9 protein-coding genes are annotated in these 18,570 nt (G+C 72.8%); 8 read left to right on the forward strand and 1 reads right to left on the reverse strand.

The genetic code is table 11. The features are described 5' to 3' along the window. Positions 1-73 precede the first annotated feature (73 nt). Positions 74-3,394, forward strand: coding sequence for a right-handed parallel beta-helix repeat-containing protein (locus tag IE178_RS14535; RefSeq protein ID WP_193512543.1), 3,321 nt, complete (start codon positions 74-76; stop codon positions 3,392-3,394). Further along, positions 3,391-4,632, forward strand: coding sequence for a S8 family serine peptidase (locus tag IE178_RS14540; RefSeq protein ID WP_193512544.1), 1,242 nt, complete (start codon positions 3,391-3,393; stop codon positions 4,630-4,632). Before IE178_RS14535 ends, IE178_RS14540 begins: the two co-directional genes overlap by 4 nt. Positions 4,633-4,739: 107 nt before the next feature. Here the strand turns inward: IE178_RS14540 and eccCa are convergent, their stop codons facing one another. Then, a complete protein-coding gene (gene eccCa / locus IE178_RS14545; RefSeq protein ID WP_193512545.1) occupies positions 4,740-8,759 on the reverse strand; it encodes a type VII secretion protein EccCa in 4,020 nt (1,339 codons plus the stop codon). Positions 8,760-9,212: 453 nt separating this feature from the next. Between eccCa and eccD the strand changes: the two genes are divergently transcribed. From eccD to IE178_RS14575, 6 genes are all read left to right on the forward strand, one after another. Next, positions 9,213-10,622 carry a type VII secretion integral membrane protein EccD gene (gene eccD, locus IE178_RS14550; RefSeq protein WP_184761653.1) on the forward strand — a complete coding sequence of 470 codons (1,410 nt, stop codon included), beginning with the start codon at positions 9,213-9,215 and terminating at the stop codon, positions 10,620-10,622. A 44-nt stretch (positions 10,623-10,666) separates the two neighbouring features. After that, positions 10,667-12,286 carry a type VII secretion protein EccB gene (gene eccB, locus IE178_RS14555; protein ID WP_193512546.1) on the forward strand — a complete coding sequence of 540 codons (1,620 nt, stop codon included), beginning with the start codon at positions 10,667-10,669 and terminating at the stop codon, positions 12,284-12,286. Positions 12,287-12,802: 516 nt separating this feature from the next. Further along, the gene (locus IE178_RS14560; protein WP_184761651.1) at positions 12,803-13,138 is read left to right on the forward strand and encodes a hypothetical protein; all 336 of its coding nucleotides are present in this window, start codon (positions 12,803-12,805) and stop codon (positions 13,136-13,138) included. 100 nt (positions 13,139-13,238) lie between these two features. After that, the gene (locus IE178_RS14565) at positions 13,239-13,547 is read left to right on the forward strand and encodes a WXG100 family type VII secretion target (RefSeq protein WP_184761650.1); all 309 of its coding nucleotides are present in this window, start codon (positions 13,239-13,241) and stop codon (positions 13,545-13,547) included. A gap of 234 nt (positions 13,548-13,781) precedes the next feature. Beyond that, positions 13,782-14,252: a type VII secretion system-associated protein gene (locus tag IE178_RS14570; protein WP_193512547.1), complete on the forward strand. Its 471-nt coding sequence runs from the start codon at positions 13,782-13,784 to the stop codon at positions 14,250-14,252. 129 nt (positions 14,253-14,381) lie between these two features. Then, positions 14,382-18,539, forward strand: a complete 4,158-nt coding sequence (locus IE178_RS14575) for an AAWKG family protein (RefSeq protein ID WP_193512548.1) — start codon at positions 14,382-14,384, stop codon at positions 18,537-18,539. Positions 18,540-18,570 lie beyond the last annotated feature (31 nt).

The following is an 18,570-nucleotide window of genomic DNA, read 5'->3' on the forward strand; positions in this document are numbered from 1 at the left end:
GGCTCGCCGACATCAGCCCCCGATTTCCCGGGGGCTCCCGCTCAAGACGCCGTCGTGGCAAGGAGGTTGGTGCGTGTCGCGCCAGGTACTGACGGTCGGTCCCGGGGACCGGGACCGCTACCGGACGATCGGTGAGGCACTCGCGGCTGCCCGTACCGGCGCTCTCATCAGCGTCCGGCCCGGGACGTACGCCGAGAACCTGGTGATCAACACCAGGGTGACCCTCACCGCCGCCGAAGGGCGGGGCACCGTGGAGATCCGGCCGCGCTCGGGCAGCGTGCTCGCGCTGCGCGCCGACGCCGTGATGCTGTCCGAACTGACCCTGCGCGGCGGCGACGCCGAGCTGCCGGCCGTGGACGTGCGGCGCGGGCAGGCCGCGCTCGACGGCTGCGAGGTCGTCGGCGCCGCCTGGACCGCGATGCTGGCCGGGGGCACCGGCTCGCTCGCGCTGCGGGACTGCCGGGTGAGCAACCCGCAGGGCGCGGGCATCGTGGTCACCTCGACCACGCCCACCACCGTGGAGTCCTGCACCCTCGAGCACCTGGGCACCAGCGGCCTGGTCCTCGCGGAGCAGGGCGAGGCGCGCATGCGCGGCTGCACGGTGCGCGGCGCCCGCGGCAACGGCCTGCTCGCCAACGGCGAGTCCCGCGGCACCGTCGAGGACTGCGACATCTCCTCCACCGACAAGCCCTCCATCGCCCTGGAGCAGAACTGCTCCCTGACGGTGGTCCGCACCGTGGTGCACGACACCGGCACCGGCGTGCACCTGAGCAGCGCGGGCCGTACGACCCTGGAGGACGTCCGCGTCACCGGGGCCTCCGGGAACGGGATCACGCTGGCCCAGGGCACCGACCCGGTGCTGCGCCGCTGCCGTGTGTCGCGCACCCGGGGCCACGGCGTGCTGGTCACCGACCGGGCGCGCGGCACCTTCGAGGACTGCTGGGTGGACGGCGCGCAGGGCGCCGCGCTGCGGGTCTCCGGGGCCGCTTCCCCGGCGCTGACCGGCCTGACGGTGCGTGACTGCGACGACACCGGGCTGCTCCTGGAGGAGGACTCGGCGCCGGAGCTGGACCGCCTGGAGGTGATCGGGGGTTCGCCCGCGGTCATGCTGCGCGGCGGCGCCAACCCGCTGCTGCGCCGGGCCCGGCTGGTGGAGCCCTCCGGCGACGGCATCGTGGCCACCAAGGACGCCCGCGGCCGCGTCGAGGACTGCGAGATCGTCCGGCCGAACGGCGCGGGTGTGCGCGTGGCCTCCGGCAGCACCCTCTACCTGGCCGGCGGCGGGGTCTCCGACACCGCCACCAGCGGCCTGGTCGTGGAGGACGGCGGCAACGTCACCGTCCGCGACTTCCGCGTCGAGATATCCGGCGAGGAGGGCGTGGTGGTCGACGCGGGCGGTGAGCTGACCGCCAACCGCACCGCCGTGCACGCCCCCCAGGGACACGGCTACCTGCTCCGCGAGGGCGCGCTCGCCTCGCTCAGCGGCTGCGAGGCCACCGGCGGCGCCCAGGACGGCTTCCGGGTGGAATCCACCGCGCCGGTCTCCCTGGTGAACTGCCTCGCCCGGGAGAACGCGGGCGGCGGCCTGGTGCAGACCGCGCCCGGCGAGCGGCTCGCCGTGGAGGGCCTGAACAGCACCGGCAACGGCAAGCGGGACGCCTGGGGCAGCGGCAGCGCCGAGAACACCGACCCGGCCGGCTCCGGCGCCGCGGACGCGCCCCCGCCGGACCGCGCGGACGGCCCGCTCGGCGCCCTCAACGCGCTGATCGGCCTGGAGAACGTCAAGCAGCAGGTGGGCACCCTGGTCAACCTGACCCAGCTCGCCCAGCGCCGCGAACAACTCGGCATGCCCGCGCCGCCGATGAGCCGGCACCTGATCTTCGCCGGTCCGCCCGGCACCGGTAAGACCACCGTCGCCCGCCTCTACGGGTCGATCCTGGCCGAACTGGGGTCGCTGCGCAGCGGACACCTGGTGGAGGTCTCCCGCGCCGACCTGGTCGCCCAGGTCGTCGGCGGCACCGCGATCAAGACCACCGAGACCTTCCAGCGGGCGCTCGGCGGCGTGCTGTTCATCGACGAGGCGTACACGCTCACCGCGGACAGCGGCAACGGCGGCGCCGACTTCGGCCGCGAGGCGGTGGACACCCTGCTGAAACTGATGGAGGACCACCGCGACGACGTGGTGGTGGTCGCGGCCGGCTACTCCCGTGAGATGGAGTCCTTCCTCGGCTCCAACCCCGGCCTGGCCTCCCGCTTCTCGCGGACCGTCGAGTTCGAGAACTACTCGGTGCCCGAACTGGTGGCGATCATGGAGAACATGTGCGCCCAGCACCAGTACGAGCTGGGTGAGGGCACCGCGGCGGCGCTGGCCGCGCACTTCGAGGCGATGCCGCGCGACGCCGGTTTCGGCAACGGCCGTGCCGCGCGCGGGGTGTTCGAGGAGATGGTGGACCGGCAGGCGGTCCGGCTCGCCTCCCTGCCGCAGGTCGGCGAGCGGGACCTGCGGCTGCTGCTGCCGGAGGACGTCTCCGCCACCGCCGCCGCGAAGGCCGCCCAGACCGCCGCCCCGGAAGACGACCCGCTGACCCGCCTCGGCGACATGATCGGCCTGGCCGAGGTGAAGCGCGACGTCGCGGACCTGGTCAACCTCATCACCACCGCACGCCACCGGGCCGCCGCCGGGCTGCCGGTGCCCTCGCTCAGCCACCACCTGGTCTTCACCGGCCCGCCCGGCACCGGCAAGACCACCGTCGCCCGCCTCTACGGGCAGATCCTGACCCAGCTCGGCATCCTCCAGCGGGGCCAGCTGATCGAGGCGGCCCGCGCCGACCTGGTCGGCCGCTACATCGGCCACACCGCCCAGCTCACCCGCGAGGTCTTCGAACGGGCCCGCGGCGGTGTGCTGTTCATCGACGAGGCCTACACCCTCACCCCGCGCGGCGGCGCCGCCGACTTCGGCCAGGAGGCGGTGGACACCCTGCTGAAGCTGATGGAGGACCACCGCGACGAGGTGGTCGTCATCGTCGCCGGCTACACCGACGAGATGGAGCGCTTCCTCGCCTCCAACCCGGGCCTGTCCTCCCGCTTCCCGCGCCGGATCTCCTTCGCCGACTACTCCTCCGAGGAACTGGTCACCATCGTGCGCTCCCAGGCCACGAGCATGGGCTACGAGTGCGGCCCCGGCACCGGCCCGCTGCTCAAGGAGTACTTCGACGCGCTGCCCCGGGACCGCTCCTTCGGCAACGCCCGCCTGGCCCGCCAGGTGGTCGAGTCGATGGTCACCCGCCAGGCGGGACGGCTCAGTTCGCTGGCCGCGCCCACCCTGGACGACCTGCGCATCCTCCTGCCCGAGGACGTGGCGGCCGCGGCGACGCCGAAGGCGGCCGGCCGATGAGGCCGCCCGCCCGCGGGGTCGCCCGCCTGCTGTCCGGCGCCGGTCTCGCCGCCGCCCTGCTGCTGCCCGCGGCCGCCACCGCCCAGGGGGCACCCCCCTCGCGCATGCCGGCGGCCGACGGGAAGGGCCAGGAACTGCCCGGCATGCCCTCCGCGCTCGACCCGGAGGCCGATCAGGTGGCCTGCACCCCCGCCTCCCGCGAGCAGGCGAAGAAGCAGGACTGGTCGCGCCAGCGCCTCGACCTGGACCGCCTGCACCGGCACAACACCGGTGCGGGCGTGACCGTCGCCCTGATCGGCACCGGTGTCGCTCCCGGCGCCGCCGGTCTCGCCGACCGGGTCACCGCCTCGGGCGCGGCCGCCGACGACTGTGTCGGGCACGGCACCTTCCTGGCCGGGCTGATCGCCGGGACCGGAGGGGACGCCCCGCGCCTGGCCGGGGTCGCCCCGGGCGCGGAGCTCCTGGCCCTGCGCGGCACCGACGAGCGCGGCCGGGCGAGCGCCGACCTGGTGGTGGCGGCGCTCGACGAGGCGACCGAGGCCGGGGCCGCGGTGATCGCGGTCGCGGTGGCCCTGCCGAGCCGTGACAAGGAACTGACCCGTGCGGTCGCCGAGGCGCGCGGCGAAGGCGCCGTGGTGGTCGCCGCGGCCACCCCGGACCCGCCCCGCGGCGGCACCGACGAGATACCGTCCCGCACCTACTGGCCGGCCGGTGAACCCGGCGTCCTCTCGGTCGCCGACATGCTTCCCAGCGGCGCCCGCCCGGACAACTCCCTGCCCACCATCGGCATCGACCTGGCCGCCCCCGGCGCCGGGGTGGTCTCCGGCGGCCCGCGCGGCGCCGGCCACTACCTCGGCGCCGGCGCCTCGGTGGCCGCCGCCTATGCCGCCGGAGCCGCCGCGGTGGTCCGCGCCGCCCACCCCGACGACTCGGCCGACGCCGTCATGCGCCGCCTGACCGCCACCGCCTATCCCGCCGACATCCCCCAGCTCGACCCGTACGCCGCCGCCACCACGGTGCTCGGCGACTCGGGTGCGCCCGCCGCGGCCGAGCGCGCCGCGGATCCCGTCACCGTCCGCGACACCTCCGCCGCCGACCGGGCCACCGACCGCGCCACCCTCTTCGCCGGCCTCGGCTCCGCCGCCGTCCTCGTCGTCCTCTGGGCCGCCTTCGCCCTGCCCCGGGCACGCGCCCGGGGATGGCGTCCCGCGGCAGCGGACACGACCGCCAAGGACTGAACCCGGGGGCGGGCGTCGCAGGCGTACCGCTCACGGAAACGCCGGTGGGGGCCACCTTCCCAGGTGGCCCCCACCGGCGTTCGCGCGCGCTTCCCTCTCCCGTCCTCTCAGTCCTCCTGGCCCCGGATCTCCTCCACCAGTGCCGTCTGCATCAACCGCGCCCGGCGGCGGGCGATGTGCAGGGCCCGGCCCGGAGGGAGGTTGAGGGGCTTCGCGTCGCCGAAGAGACGTCCCTCGGTGGGCGGGCAGGAGAGGAGGACGGCGGGGTTGTTGGCCTCGTCGAGGCGGCGGATGAGGGCGTCGCTCAGGCCGCGGCCGGCGCCCATGGCGCTGCGGGCGACGATCAGGTGCACGCCGGTCTCGAAGCCCAGGGTCAGGTACTCGAAGAGCGGCTCGAAGGGGCTCTGGAAGGAGCTGCCGGACACCATGTCGTAGTCGTCGACCAGGATGAACAGGCGCGGGCCCGTCCACCAGTCGCACCGGCGCATCCGGGCGGGGGCGATGTCCGCCCCCGGGACGCGGGTCTTCATCGCCCGGGCCGCGCCGTCGATGGTCTCCTGGAGGTTGTCCAGGGAGATCACATGCCCGATGCGGTACTCCTCGGGGATGGCCTCCACCAGGGTGCGGCGGTAGTCCACCGCGATGATCTTCGCCTCGTTGGGGGCGTAGCGGGTGGTGATGCCCTGGGTGATGCGGCGCAGCAGGTTGGTCTTGCCGCTCTCCGTGTCGCCGACCACGATCAGGTGCGGGGTGCGGCTGAAGTCGTGCCAGACCGGTTCCAGGGCGTCCTGGTCGATGCCGAGCGGGAGGCGCATGCCGCCGCCCTCGGTGGCCTCGGGCGCCGGGAGTTCGGCCAGCGGGAGCCGGTGCGGCAGCATCCGGACCTGCGGGGCGGCCGGACCGGACCAGTGCCGGGCGATCTCGGCGACCAGGTGGGCGACGCCGTCGCCGAGGTCCTCGAGGGAACCGCTGCCGTCCAGGCGGGGCAGGCCGGCGAGGAAGTGCATCTTGCTGTCGGCGGTGATGCCGCGACCGCCGCTGCGCGGCACCGAGCGGGCCTTGCGGGTGTCGATCTCGGAGTCCATCGGGTCACCCATCCGCAGCTCCAGGCGGGTGGCGGCCTGGTCACGGACCTGCGCGGACAACTCCACCCAGCGGGTGGTGGTGATGAGCAGGTGGATGCCGTAGTTGAGGCCGCGGGCGGCGAGTTCGTTGAACTTCGGGATCAGGTCGTCGTAGTCCTGGCGGACCGTGGACCAGCCGTCGACCACCATGAACACATCGCCGAAGGGCTCGTCGGGGAACTCCCCGGCGGCCCGCCGGCGGCGGTAGGACTGCATCGAGTCGAGGGTGTGGTCCACGAAGAACTGCTCGCGGCGGGCCAGCAGCGTCATCACCTCGGCGACGGCCCGGTGCACCCGCTCCGGGTTGAGCCGCGCCGCGACACCGCCGACGTGGGGGAGCGCGGCCAGCTGGGAGAGGCCACCGCCACCGAAGTCGAGGCAGAAGAACTGGATCTCGGCGGGGGTGTGGGTGAGCGCGAGGGCGGCGATCAGGGTACGGGCGAGGGTGGACTTGCCGCTCTGCGAGCCGCCCGCGATGGCGACGTGGCCGCCCGCGCCGGAGAGGTCCACGACCAGCGGGTCGCGGCGCTGCTCGAAGGGCTTGTCGACCAGGCCGACCGGGACCCGCAGCCGGCCGGTCCCGGACCAGCCGGTGGCGGTGAGGCCGCGCTCGGGGTCGGGGGCGATGCCGGGCAGCAGGGCGTCGAGTGGGGAGGGCTCGTCCAGCGGCGGCAGCCACACCTGGTGCGCGGCGGGGCCGGAGTCGCGCAGCCGGTCGAGGGCCACGTCGAGCAGGGTCTCCTCGTCGCCGGTCTCCTCGGTCTCCGGCTCCGGCTCGGGAGCGGCCTCCAGCGTGCGCGGCACCACCCAGCCGCTGGTCCACGGCACCACCTGGCTGGCCACCCGGGCCTGCACCACCGCGCCGGTGCGGCGCCGGTACGTGCCGGACGAGTAGGCGGCGCGGAACCGGGTCAGGGACTCCACGCCGGACTTCAGGTAGCCGCTGCCGGGCTGGGCCGGCAGCTGGTAGGCGTCCGGCACGCCGAGCACGCCGCGGCTCTCCATGGCGGAGAAGGTGCGCAGGCCGATGCGGTACGACAGGTGGCTCTCCAGCTGGTGCATGCGGCCCTCGTCCAGGCGCTGCGAGGCGAGCAGCAGGTGCACCCCCAGGGAGCGGCCGAGGCGGCCGATCATCACGAACAGGTCCATGAACTCCCGGTGCGCGGAGAGGAGCTCACTGAACTCGTCGACCACCACGAACAGGCTGGGCAGCGGGGCGAGGTCCGTCCCGGCGGCGCGGGCCCGCTCGTACTCCAGGGCGGAGGTGTAGTTGCCGGCGGCCCGCAGCAGCTCCTGGCGGCGGATGAGTTCGCCGTGCAGGGCGTCCTGCATGCGTTCCACCAGCGCGACTTCGTCGGCGAGGTTGGTGATGACGGCCGAGGTGTGCGGGAGTTCCTCCAGGCCGAGGAAGGTGGCGCCGCCCTTGAAGTCGACCAGGATGAAGTTGAGGGTCTCGGAGGAGTTGGTCAGGGCGAGGCCGAGAACCAGGGTGCGCAGCAGTTCGCTCTTGCCGGAGCCGGTGGCGCCGATGAGCATGCCGTGCGGGCCCATGCCGCCCTGCGCTGACTCCTTGATGTCGAGTTCCACCGGACGGCCGTCCACGCCGACCGCGATCGGCACCCGCAGCCGGGCGGAGCCGGTGTTCCTCGCGAAGAGGGCGCGCGGGTCGTGCCGGTGCAGATCCGGAATGCCCAGCAGGGTGGTCAGCTCGACATCGGTGTCCAGCGGCTGCGCGATGTCGGTGCCCAGGCTGATCCGGCGGGGCGTGAGCAGCCGGGCCAGTGACTCCGCGCCGAGCGGGCCGAGCCGGTCCGGCCGGCCGAGCGGCACGGAACGCTCCTTGCGGCTGCGGTCGGTGCGCACCAGGCTCACCCGGTCCGGTCCGACGGTCAGCCGCAGCGTGTTGCGGCCGGGGCGCCAGCGCAGCGCCCCGGAGACGTCGAGGGCCAGCGCGTTGCGGTAGCCGTGCCCCTCCCAGCGGTGGCCCTCGGGAACGGTGACGCCGTCCAGGATGACGACCGTATACGGCTCGTCGCGGCCGGGACGCGCGTCCGGGTCGAAGCCGGGACGCTCGGCGAACTCGGCGCCGAGCAGGTCGTCCAGTTCGGTGAGGTCCGCGGTGATCCGGCGGACCTGGCCGGCGCCGTCCTCCTCGTGCGGGTGCAGCGCGTGCGGCAGCCACTTGGCCCACTCCCAGTCGGGCCGCCGCTCGTCACTGACGCACAGGACGATCCACAGCTCCTCGGGTGCGTGGAACACCGCGAGCTGGCCGACCATGGCGCGCACCAGGGCGCGTACCGCGTCGGCGCCGGCCTCGCCGCCTGCCGCCTCGCCGTTTCCCCCGAGCGCGGAGGCGGCCGGACCGGCGGACTCGTCGCCGGGAGCCTCCTCGGGGCGCAGCTGAACCCGGGCCGAGGAGCGCAGGTAGAGGCCGAGGGGCTGATCGGGGATGGTGGAGTAGGCGCGGATGAAGCGGCGCAGGGCGTGCGCGCAGAGCGGTTCGAGGTCCTCCACCGGGCGGGTGGAGACCGGGCTCAGGGTGAGCGCGAGCTGCTGTTCACCGACCGCGAGACGGACCTCGCCGAAGTCCTCGTCGGCGGGGCGGCGTTCCCACAGCCGCGAGGTGCGGGCCAGGGAACGCAGTGAGGCGGGCTCGGGGTGGCGCCAGGCGAGCGCCCGCTGCTGCTCCGCGATGGTGGCCCGGACCCGCTTGCGGGTCTGCGTCAGGTAGCGGAGGTAGTCGCGGCGTTCGCCCTTCAGCCGCTGCTTGCGCTCGCTGGAGCGGCGCATCAGCTGCCCCAGCAGCATGGCACCGGCGGAGAGCGCCATGACGCCCATCGCCAGATACATGAAGACGCCGTTCCCGCCGCCGGGGCGCAGGAACATCAGCATCATCGACACCGACATCAGCGCCATCGGCAAATACGTCCATATCGCCGAGGTGTCCGGCACCGTCTCGGCGAGGACCGGCGGCTCCTGGAGGGTCAATTGCCCGTCGGGCATCTCCGGTCCGCGCCTGCGGGCGGGCCGGCGAAACAGCACCACACTCAAGGAACAAAACCTCCGGTTTCAGTGGCTTTCCGGCCCGCGCCGAATACCGGCGCACGCGGGAGGGGGAAACACCGAACCGCGCCGATTCTCCGGGTCCCACGTGAGGCGGTGAACGCCGGGTGAATGTTTCGAGCTGATAGCGGGGGACGGCCAACTCCCGTGACGGTGAACTCCATACCGGACGAGGAGTCCGGTCCGCAGCACGATCCGGCGGGCGTAGGCAGTAGTCTGCATTCACGGAACGCGACCTGTCCACGCGGGAGAGGTGGTAGCCGGCCGCGGGAACACAATTCCCGACCCGGCCCCCCGGTTCCTGGCCGCGCGGGCCTTCCGTACTCTTCGCACGTCCCCTCTGCCGGGGGAAGTCCTCCGGTCAAAGCCCCACGGAAGCCGAGAGTTCTGCTGATGAGCGACAGCGCGGTGGCCGAACTGTGCCGCCTGACCGTACGTGCGCCGAGCGTCTCCGTCGATCTGGCCGTCCCCGCCGACGTGCCGGTCGCCGATCTCCTGCCCACACTGCTGCGCTACGTGGGCGAGGAGGCCGAAGAGGCCGGACTCGACCACGCCGGCTGGGTGCTCCAGCGGCTCGGTGACGCCCCGCTCGACGAGGAGACCACCCTGGCCCGCGCCGGGCTCGCCGACGGCGCCGTGCTCTACCTGCGCCCGCACACCGAGGCGTTGCCCGAGGCCCGGCTCGACGACCTGGTGGACGGGATAGCCGACACCGCGGGGCGGCGGCTGCACACCTGGCACCCCGGGGCGGCCCGAGGGTTCCTGGTGGGCACCGTGATGGCGACCGTGGCGGCCGCCCTCGTGCTGGTGCTCTGGCCCGGGGTGACCACCGCCTCCGGCGGCTCCCGGGCCGCCTGCGCGGCCGTGACCGGGCTGCTGCTGCTGGCGGGCGCGGGCTCGGCCAGCCGCGCGGTCGGTGACCGCCTCTCCGCCATCGCGCTCGGCCTGCTGGTCGCGCCCTGCCTGGCCCTGGCCGGCTGGCTGCTGCCCGGCGGCGACCTGACCGGCCCGGACGCCGCCCAGGTCGCGGGCGCGCGGCTGCTCGCGGCGGGCGCGGCGGGTGCGGGCGGCGCGGTCCTCGCGCTCGCCGCCACCGCGGTCGGCGCCCCCGCCCTGCTGGCCACCGCGGTGGTCGCGGTGGCCACCGCGATCGCCGGCGCCCTGATCGGGTACACCGGCCTGCACGTGCCCGCCGCGGCGGCGCTGGTGTCGACGGTGGTCGCGCTCGCCGCCGGAGCGGTGGCACCGTTCGCGTTCAAGCTGGCCGGCATGCGGATGCCCGCGCTGCCGTCCTCCGCCGCCCAGCTGCAGGAGGGCATCGAGCCCTACGCGGGCGACGAGGTCGCCGAGCGCACCGAGCTGGCCGGGCGCTGGGTCACCGCGCTCTTCGCCGTCACCGGCATCGTCGCCGCGGCCGCCCTGGTCGTCCTCGCCGAGCGCCCGAACCTGCCCGAGGTACTGACCTCCCTCACGCTGAGCCTGCTGCTGCTCCTGCACTCCCGCGGCCTGGTGCACATCGGGCAGCGGCTGACCCTGACGGTGCCCGGCATCTGGGGACTGCTGCTGCTCGCCCGCGCCTGGGCGGTGGACAGCGACGCGGACGGGCGCGTGGTGGTCTTCGCGGTGCTGCTCGCCTGCGCGGCCGCACTCGTGATCGCCGCCTGGACGGTCCCCGGCCGCCGGGTCCTCCCGTACTGGGGCCGCGCGGCGGAACTGGCGCACACCGGCCTCGCGGTGGCTCTGCTGCCGCTCGCCCTCTGGGTGGCGGGGCTCTTCGGCTGGCTGCGCGGCCTGTTCGGCTGAGCCCCCCTGAACGCCGGACAACGAGTAGGAGTTGAGGAGAGGCCGTGCAGTCCAAACGCGACCAGGTACACGCCCACAGTTTCATGATGGGCAGGCTCAGCTCGGGCCTGCTGATGGCAGACCCGGACGCCCCGGAGAGCCCGCTCGGGCGCACCACCCGCGGTGTGGTCTTCGGCGTCCTGGTCACCGTACTGATCGGCGCGGGCGCCACCGTCTACGGCCTGCTGCGCCCCGGCGGGAACGACGGCTGGCGCGACGGTGAGCACCTGGTGGTCAACCGCGACACCGGCGCCCGGTACGTGTGGACGGGCACCGACGGCGTACTGCACCCGGTGCGCAACTACGCCTCGGCCCGGCTGATCGGCGGTTCCGACCTGCCGACCGCGGACGTGCGCACCCCCTCGCTGCAGGACGTTCCGGTGGGCGCCCCGGTCGGCATCCCCGGCGCCCCGGAAGCGGTGCCCGAGCCCGGCCGGCTCGACGCCGGCGCCTGGCACATGTGCGTCACCGGACCGGACGGCGCGCTGCCCGACACCTCCGGTGCCGTGGCCGGCACCGGCGTGGACAAGCCCGGGGCCACCACCGTGGTGGCCGGGGCGCCCGTGGACTCCCGCGGCATCGGCGGCGACCGCGGTGTTCTGGTCCGCGGCCCGGACGACACCGAGTACCTGGTGTGGCGGGGCAGCAGGCTGCCGCTGGACCGCGCCTCCGACGCCCGCAACGCCCTCGGCTACGGCTCCGAGCGGCCGATGCCGGTCTCCGCCGCCTTCCTCGACGCGCTGGCCCCCGGACCCGCCCTGAAGTCCCCCGAGGTGCCGGGGCGCGGAGAGGAGGGCCCCGAGCTCGGTGGCGAAGCCAGCCGCGTCGGCCAGCTGTTCAAGGTCAGCGTGCCCGGTGGCGGCAGCACCTATCACCTGCTGCGCGAGGACGGCCTGGTGCCGCTGACCCGGCTCGGCGCCGCTCTGGTGCTGGGCGACCCGGCCACCCAGAAGGACGCCTACCAGGGGAGCTCGCCCGAGGTGCGCACGGTCGGCGCGGACGCGCTGCGCGAGCACCGGGCGAAGGACTCGGGCACCGCCGGATCCGCCGAACTGCCGGACGCGCCCCCGGTCCCGCAGTCCACGCCGCGCGGTACCGCGCTCTGCGCGCAGGTGGACGGCGACGACGGCGGTGCCCGGATCAGGTCGGTACTGGTCCCGCTGACCGGGCTCGCCCCGGTCGCGGTGTCGACGGGCACCGCCCAGCCGCTGGAGCCGGCCTGTGTCCCCACGGACGCCACGGTCGTACGGCCGGGGCACGGCGCCCTGGTCCGGGCCCTGCACGCGAGCGGCGCCGCGCACGCCGGCACCACCTATCTGGTCGCGGAGAACGGCGTGAAGTACCGCGTCGTGGCCGAGGACTCGCTGAAGGCACTCGGATACGAGACCTCGGACATCGGCTCGGTCCCGGCGCCGCTGCTCGCGACTCTCCCGACCGGCGCGGACCTGGACCCGGCCGCCGCCTCGGGCGCCGCGGAGCCCAGGGTCACGGCTCCCGAGTGCGGTGCCGCCAAGAAGAGGACGGGGCAGGGCGAGGCCGCGGAGGAGACGGACGGGCGCGAGGCCGCCGAGGAGACGGACACGGCGGACACAGCGGACACGGCGGGCACCGCTTCACGCGGCTGACGCAGCCGCGACCACACGCGGATCGCAGGCAAGGGACACTTATGGCGCCGCGGATGCAGAAAGGAACCGGTGCGGGAAAACCTCGAGCCGAACTCGTCGCCAATGGCGCCGGGTCGGCGGAGTCGGCATGGGTTCGGATAGGAAGGCGCAGCGTCATCGGACGCGAAGGGGAATCCTCAAATGAAGCTCAAATATTCCGGCCGGCCGCACCGCGCAATTCCGCGGACGCGTCCGCGCCCGAAGCGGGCTTCCCGATGACCGTTCGCCGTCTTTCCGTGCCCGTTCTCCGCCCGTATCGGACGCCGCCCCGGGAACAGTGCACGTCGCGCTTCCCCGGCGGCCGGGCGTACGTGTTCATCCCCGTGCAACCTCCGCACAACTCCATTGCCACACAAAACAATTCTCCTGAGCTGACCGATGCTCAAATCTTCCCTGCACGCGTTGCGCGGAACCCCGGGTTCTCTTTAGCCTCAGCGGGCAACGGTGCGACGAGAGTCCGAACGAAGGGAACACGTCATGGCGGACAGTGCCGCGAGGAAAGCGGACTATGCCAAGGGCTTGGGGGGCGTCTCCTCCCTGGAGTCGGCCCGGGACCAGGTCGAGAAGATCCAGAACAACGTCGCCGAGATCGCCGCGCGTTCCGGCGTCGGCGGTGACGAGGGCCAGGCCCTGCTGAAGCTCTTCCGCAGCTGGAACTCCGAGGCGCAGAAGGTCGTCGTCCAGATCAGCAAGATGATCGACGCGCTCCAGGAGAACGTGACCTCCGCCAACCGCCTGGCGCAGGAGAACCAGGACCTGACCGAGGTCCTCAACAGCAAGACCAGCCAGGGCGTCTTCGAAGCGCTGCGCTGACCCACCCCCCCCGGCGGCGCCGGCCCCCTTCAGGTGAGGCCGTACCCGTGAGCCCGCCGGGCCCCGGAGACCGGAGCCCGGCCCCCCGAGAGGAGACGTCATGGCCGACGGCATCATCGACGTGCAGTACCCCAAGGTCCGGCAGGCTGTCGAAGAGCTGATGGACCAGACGCAGCAGATCATCAAGACCCTCAACAACCTGGAGGACGAGCTGAAGCCGCTCGTCATGTCCTGGGAGGGTGCGGACCAGGAGACGTACCGCCAGGTCCAGGCGGAGTGGGACCAGGCCACCAAGAACATGGCCCTGCTCCTCGGTGACAACGGTGAGCTGATCAGCACCATCCACGACAACCACTCCCGCGACGAGCGCCGGAGCGCCGACAACTGGGGCAGCGTGCGGGCCCGCTAGGTCCGGCTCCTCCCTTCGCCGCTCCGGAAGCAGGCCCCGGCGTCCGGAGCGTGCGACCGGAAGGCGCAGAGCCGCCCGCACGGCGTCCGTGCGGGCGGCTCGGCACCCGTTTTCCGGGCCGCCGCCACGCCGGCGCCCGGTCCTCCCGGACGCCCCGCAGTGTTGAACCATCCCCGGGGCGCCCCGGGCCACCCCACCCCGTCCGTCCGGCACCAAGCGGCAGGAGAACGTCCCATGGCCGGTGAAAAGGCCGACGTCAAGCACTTTGACCTCAAGCAGATGGAGAACTTCCGGGACCACGAGGTGCAGCCGGTGTACACCGCGGCGAAGAAGCACCGCGAGGACGGCGACGGCGCCCACATCCGCCCGCTCGGCCACCTCATCGACGGGCACACCACCCCGGACAACCTCGCCCAGGACAAGCAGCTGTTGCGCATCGGCAAGATGGTCACCGAGCCGCTGGTCTCGGGACCGAAGCTGATCGAGGGCATCCGCGCCGCGGCCGAGGCCATCGACAAGCTGCTCGGCGACCAGATGGAGCTCTTCAAGGAGCTCCAGGAGGCCCTCACCGAGACCATCGACGAGGCCAACAAGACCAAGGACAAGAACCTGAGCGCGATCGACGCCCAGACGCTGCTCCAGACCTTCGACGAGGTCGACACCCTCACCTCCGGCAGCACCGGCGACCCGACCGAGGGTTCCTGACCCCGCGCCGCACGCGCCGACGGAGGCCAACGGCAGCCCGGCGCACCCGTGTGAGACAACCCCGGCAGCGCCCCCGTACGAGGAAGCGGTGCGCCGGAACGGACGACAACCGACCAGAAAGGGCGCCCGGTGGCCGATCGGTACGATCCCAACTCCGGCACGAACCTCGACAAGTTCGACAACGCCGGTGACCCGTCGAGCGACACCTGGGCCACTCTGGTCACCCACATCACCGGCTATCCGGTGCCGGACCGCAGCACCGTCTTCGACACGCTTCGCTCCGACCACGGCGGCAAGCTGTTCCGGATGGACATCAAGGAGCGCAGCCTCGGCCTGCTCGTCAAGGACTCCGGCTTCCTGCAGAACAAGGGCGAGGACTACGACATCTGGTTCTTCGACGGCGGCAAGAAGCGCTCCATCATGCAGGCCCGGATCGTCTTCGAGGGCCGTGTGAAGGCCGGCGACGAGGTCCTCTTCGCCGACATCAACGCCGACCGCGTCGAAGACGCCCAGGTCCGTGAGGGCAACGAGTTCACGGACTACAACAAGGACAAGATGAGCACCATCCCGCTCGCCCGGTACATGAACGGGCCGCGGACGGCGCTCCTCGAACTGCTCGGCGGCGGCACGCAGAACGCCCGGTTCAGCAACCTGGGCGTGGGCGGCGGCGACGCGGTGGACCTCAACTCCTTCAACACCACCGGCGAATCCTTCGACTTCGCGGCCAAGTTCTTCAAGGACCACGCGACGGTACTCAAGGACTGGGAGGACCGCTTCGGCCGGGACGACGCGAGCTGGAAGGGCGAGGCGGCGGAGGTCTTCCGCAGCCTGCTGAAGAAGGTCCGCGAGAACTACGACGCCTACGTCGAGACCTTCAACTCCGAGGTCACCGGCGGCGGCACCGGCCAGACGGTGTACTCGCGCGCCCTGTCGGTGGGCCGCCAGTACCTGGAGGAGTCCGCCAGGAAGCTGCTGGAGGCCTGGATGAGCTGGGCCAAGTCCCCGTACTACGACCCGCACCGGGTGCTGCGCTACGTCCTGGACGACCTCGCCCAGTGGGTGGACACGAACAACGTCGCCAAGACGGAGATCACCTCGACCACCACCCGCTACAGCACCACCGTCCGCCACAGCCCGCAGGCGGGCTTCTCGCAGACCCACCCGGAGTACGGCGACCTCACCGACATCGCCAACTGGGCGAAGGTCGGCGACAAGGCCGTCAAGATCTGGAGCCAGGGCGTCGACGAGTACCTGGGCAAGCCGGCCGCGCAGGTGCAGTCCGACCTGAACAACCACTTCCTCGACCTCAGCAAGGACTTCTCCGAGAACGTACCGAAGCCGAAGTCCACCGGCACGGCCTCGGAGGAGTACGAGGAGAGGAAGCTGGAGGAGGAGAAGGAGGAGATCAACCGGCAGAACGAGGAGAACCGCAAGTACCAGGACGAGCTGCGCGAGGAGCAGGAGCGCCAGCGCGAGGAGGACCGCAAGTACCAGGAGGAGCTGCGCGAGGAGCAGCGGCAGCAGCGGGAGGAGGACAAGAAGTACCAGGACGAGCTGCGCGAGGAGCAGGAGCGCCAGCGCGAGGAGGACAAGAAGTACCAGGACGAACTGCGCAACGAGGCGAACCAGCAGAAGGAGGAGGAGCAGAAGCTGCAGGACGAGTTGCGCAACGAGGCGAACCAGCAGCGGGAGGAGGACAAGAAGTACCAGGACGAGCTGCGCGAGGAGCAGAACCAGCAGCGCGAGGAGGACAAGAAGTACCAGGACGAACTGCGCGAGGAGCAGCGCCGCGAGCAGGAGGAGGCCAAGCGCGAGGCCGAGGAGCAGGCCAAGGCCGTGGAGGAGAGCCTCGGCGGCATCAACGACCCCAACTCCGTCGCGGAGCAGACGCTGGGCAACCTCGACGACCTGCTGAACCAGAACAACGCCGTCACCACCGAGAGCCTCGGCGACCTCGGTGACGTGAACGGCCAGAACGGCGACGACAGGCAGGCGTTCACGGGCGACGGTGCCCCGCTGACCCAGACCCTCGGCGGTCTCGGCGCCCTCAACGGCGGCCCGGGCGGCACGAACAACTCCGCCAACGACGCGCTCACGCAGAGCCTGGGCAACCTCGGCGGCCTCAACAACGGCACCGGCGGCAGCGGCCTGAAGACCCCGACCGGCGGCAGCACGCAGCTCGACGGAGGCCAGCTCACCACCGACTTCCCGGACGGCAGCAGCACCTCCTTCGACCCGGACAGCGGGGTGCTCACGACCACCCACCCGGACGGCTCCGTCACCACGCAGAACCTGGGCGACGGCCTGAAGGTGACCAACCCGGACGGTTCGGTGACCTCCCTGGGCGACGACGGGAAGCTGACGACCACCTTCCCGGACGGCACCTCGCAGACGGTCGACCCCACGACCGGCCAGGCCACCACCACCAACCCCGACGGCACCACCACCACGACCGACCTGGGCAACCTGGGCAACCTCAACGGCAGCCTCGGCGGGGACGGGGTGCTGGACACGCCGACGGGCGGCAGCACGGAGCTGACCAGCGGCGGCGGTCTGACGACGGACTTCCCCGACGGCAGCAGTACGACGTTCGACCCGGACAGCGGACTGATGACGACGACGCACCCGGACGGCTCGGTCACCACCGCCGACCTGGGCGACGGGGCCACGGTGACGAACGCCGACGGTTCGACGACGTCCCTGGGCGACGACGGGAAGCTGACCACCACCTTCCCGGACGGCTCCACACAGACGGTCGACCCGACGACCGGTCAGGCCACCACCACCGACCCGGACGGCAAGGTCACCACCGAGAGCCTCGGCAACCTGGGCGGCCTCAACGGCGGCGACGGGGTGCTGGACACGCCGACGGGCGGCAGCACGGAGCTGACCAGCGGCGGCGGTCTGACGACGGACTTCCCCGACGGCGGCAGTACGACGTTCGACCCGGACAGCGGACTGATGACGACGACGCACCCGGACGGTTCGGTCACCACCGCCGACCTGGGCGACGGGGCGAAGGTGACCAACCCGGACGGTTCGGTGACCTCCCTGGGCGACGACGGGAAGCTGACGACGACGTTCCCGGACGGCTCCACGCAGACGGTCGACCCCTCGACCGGCCAGGCCACCACCACCGACCCGGACGGCAAGGTCACCACCGAGAACCTGGGCAACCTGGGCAACCTCAACGGCGGTCTCGGAGACCTCGGAGACCTCGGGGGCATCAACTCCGACATGACCACCGAGACCATCGGCGACCTCGGAGACCTCAACGGTTTCGACGCCGACCAGTCGGGCCTGGAGACACCGACCGGCGCCCGCACCATGCTCGACGACGGCGACTTCTCCACGCTGTTCGAGGACGGCAGCAAGGCGTCGTTCGACCCGGACAACGGGACGCTGACCACCACCGACGCCAACGGCGAGACCACGACCACCGACCTCACCCACGGGGCGAAGGTCACCAACCCGGACGGCTCCACCACCGCCCTGGACAACGGCATGCTGACCACCACCTTCCCGGACGGCAGCACCCAGGTCATCGATCCGGACACCGGCATCGCCACCGTCACCGACCCGCAGGGCAACACCGAACGGGTGGACCTGAACGACCTCAACACCTCCGGTCTCGACACCTCAGGCCTCGGCTCGCTCGGCGACCTCGACAGTTCCGGCCTGCTCGACGGCCTCGGCTCGGGCGGCGGCGGAGGCGGCGACGGCATCACCTCCCAGCAGGTGTCGGCGTCCGAGCTGGGCCTCGGCTCCGGCGGTGCGGGCAGCGCGGGGGGCGCGGGCAGCGCGGGCATCGGCGGCGGACTCACCGGCGTGGGCTCCTCCCCGGACGGCCTGGGAGCCGGCGGGGTCGCCCCGCTCTCCGACAGCGCCTCCACCACGGGCACGGGCACCCCGCTCGCCCCGGCGGCCGGCGCCCCCGGCGCGCCCGGCATGCCCGGCTCACCCGGCATGCCCATGGGCGGCATGGGCGGTATGGGAGCCGGCGCGGGCGGCGAGCGGGGGAACGGCGAGCGGGTGCGCGCCGTCCTGGTCGACGCCGCGGAGGAGAGCGAGCGCCGCAACCGCCGACGGCGCAACCCGTGGCACCGGCAGGAGGACAGCGACACCTTCCTGTCGCCGGCCTCCCGGGTGACGACCACCGGCGGTGACTCCCCCGAGGAGGAGACGGAGCCGCGCCGCAGCGCCACCAGTTCCGCCGACTACTTGGAGGAGGATGCCGACGTGTGGGGCACCGAGGACGGTGGCGCCCCGGCCGTCATCGGCCGGTGACCACCGCCGGGCCCGTCACCGGGCCCGTCAC

Source organism: Streptomyces griseoloalbus, from assembly GCA_014650015.1.
Taxonomy (GTDB): domain Bacteria; phylum Actinomycetota; class Actinomycetes; order Streptomycetales; family Streptomycetaceae; genus Streptomyces; species Streptomyces griseoloalbus.

Bases quoted from the DNA above. Each gene is read 5' to 3' on its own strand.
- IE178_RS14540 (WP_193512544.1), top strand. From the start codon at position 3,391: ATGAGGCCGCCCGCCCGCGGGGTCGCCCGCCTGCTGTCCGGCGCCGGT.
- eccCa (WP_193512545.1), bottom strand. From the start codon at position 8,759: ATGCCCGACGGGCAATTGACCCTCCAGGAGCCGCCGGTCCTCGCCGAG.
- eccD (WP_184761653.1), top strand. From the start codon at position 9,213: ATGAGCGACAGCGCGGTGGCCGAACTGTGCCGCCTGACCGTACGTGCG.
- IE178_RS14560 (WP_184761651.1), top strand. From the start codon at position 12,803: ATGGCGGACAGTGCCGCGAGGAAAGCGGACTATGCCAAGGGCTTGGGG.
- IE178_RS14565 (WP_184761650.1), top strand. From the start codon at position 13,239: ATGGCCGACGGCATCATCGACGTGCAGTACCCCAAGGTCCGGCAGGCT.
- IE178_RS14570 (WP_193512547.1), top strand. From the start codon at position 13,782: ATGGCCGGTGAAAAGGCCGACGTCAAGCACTTTGACCTCAAGCAGATG.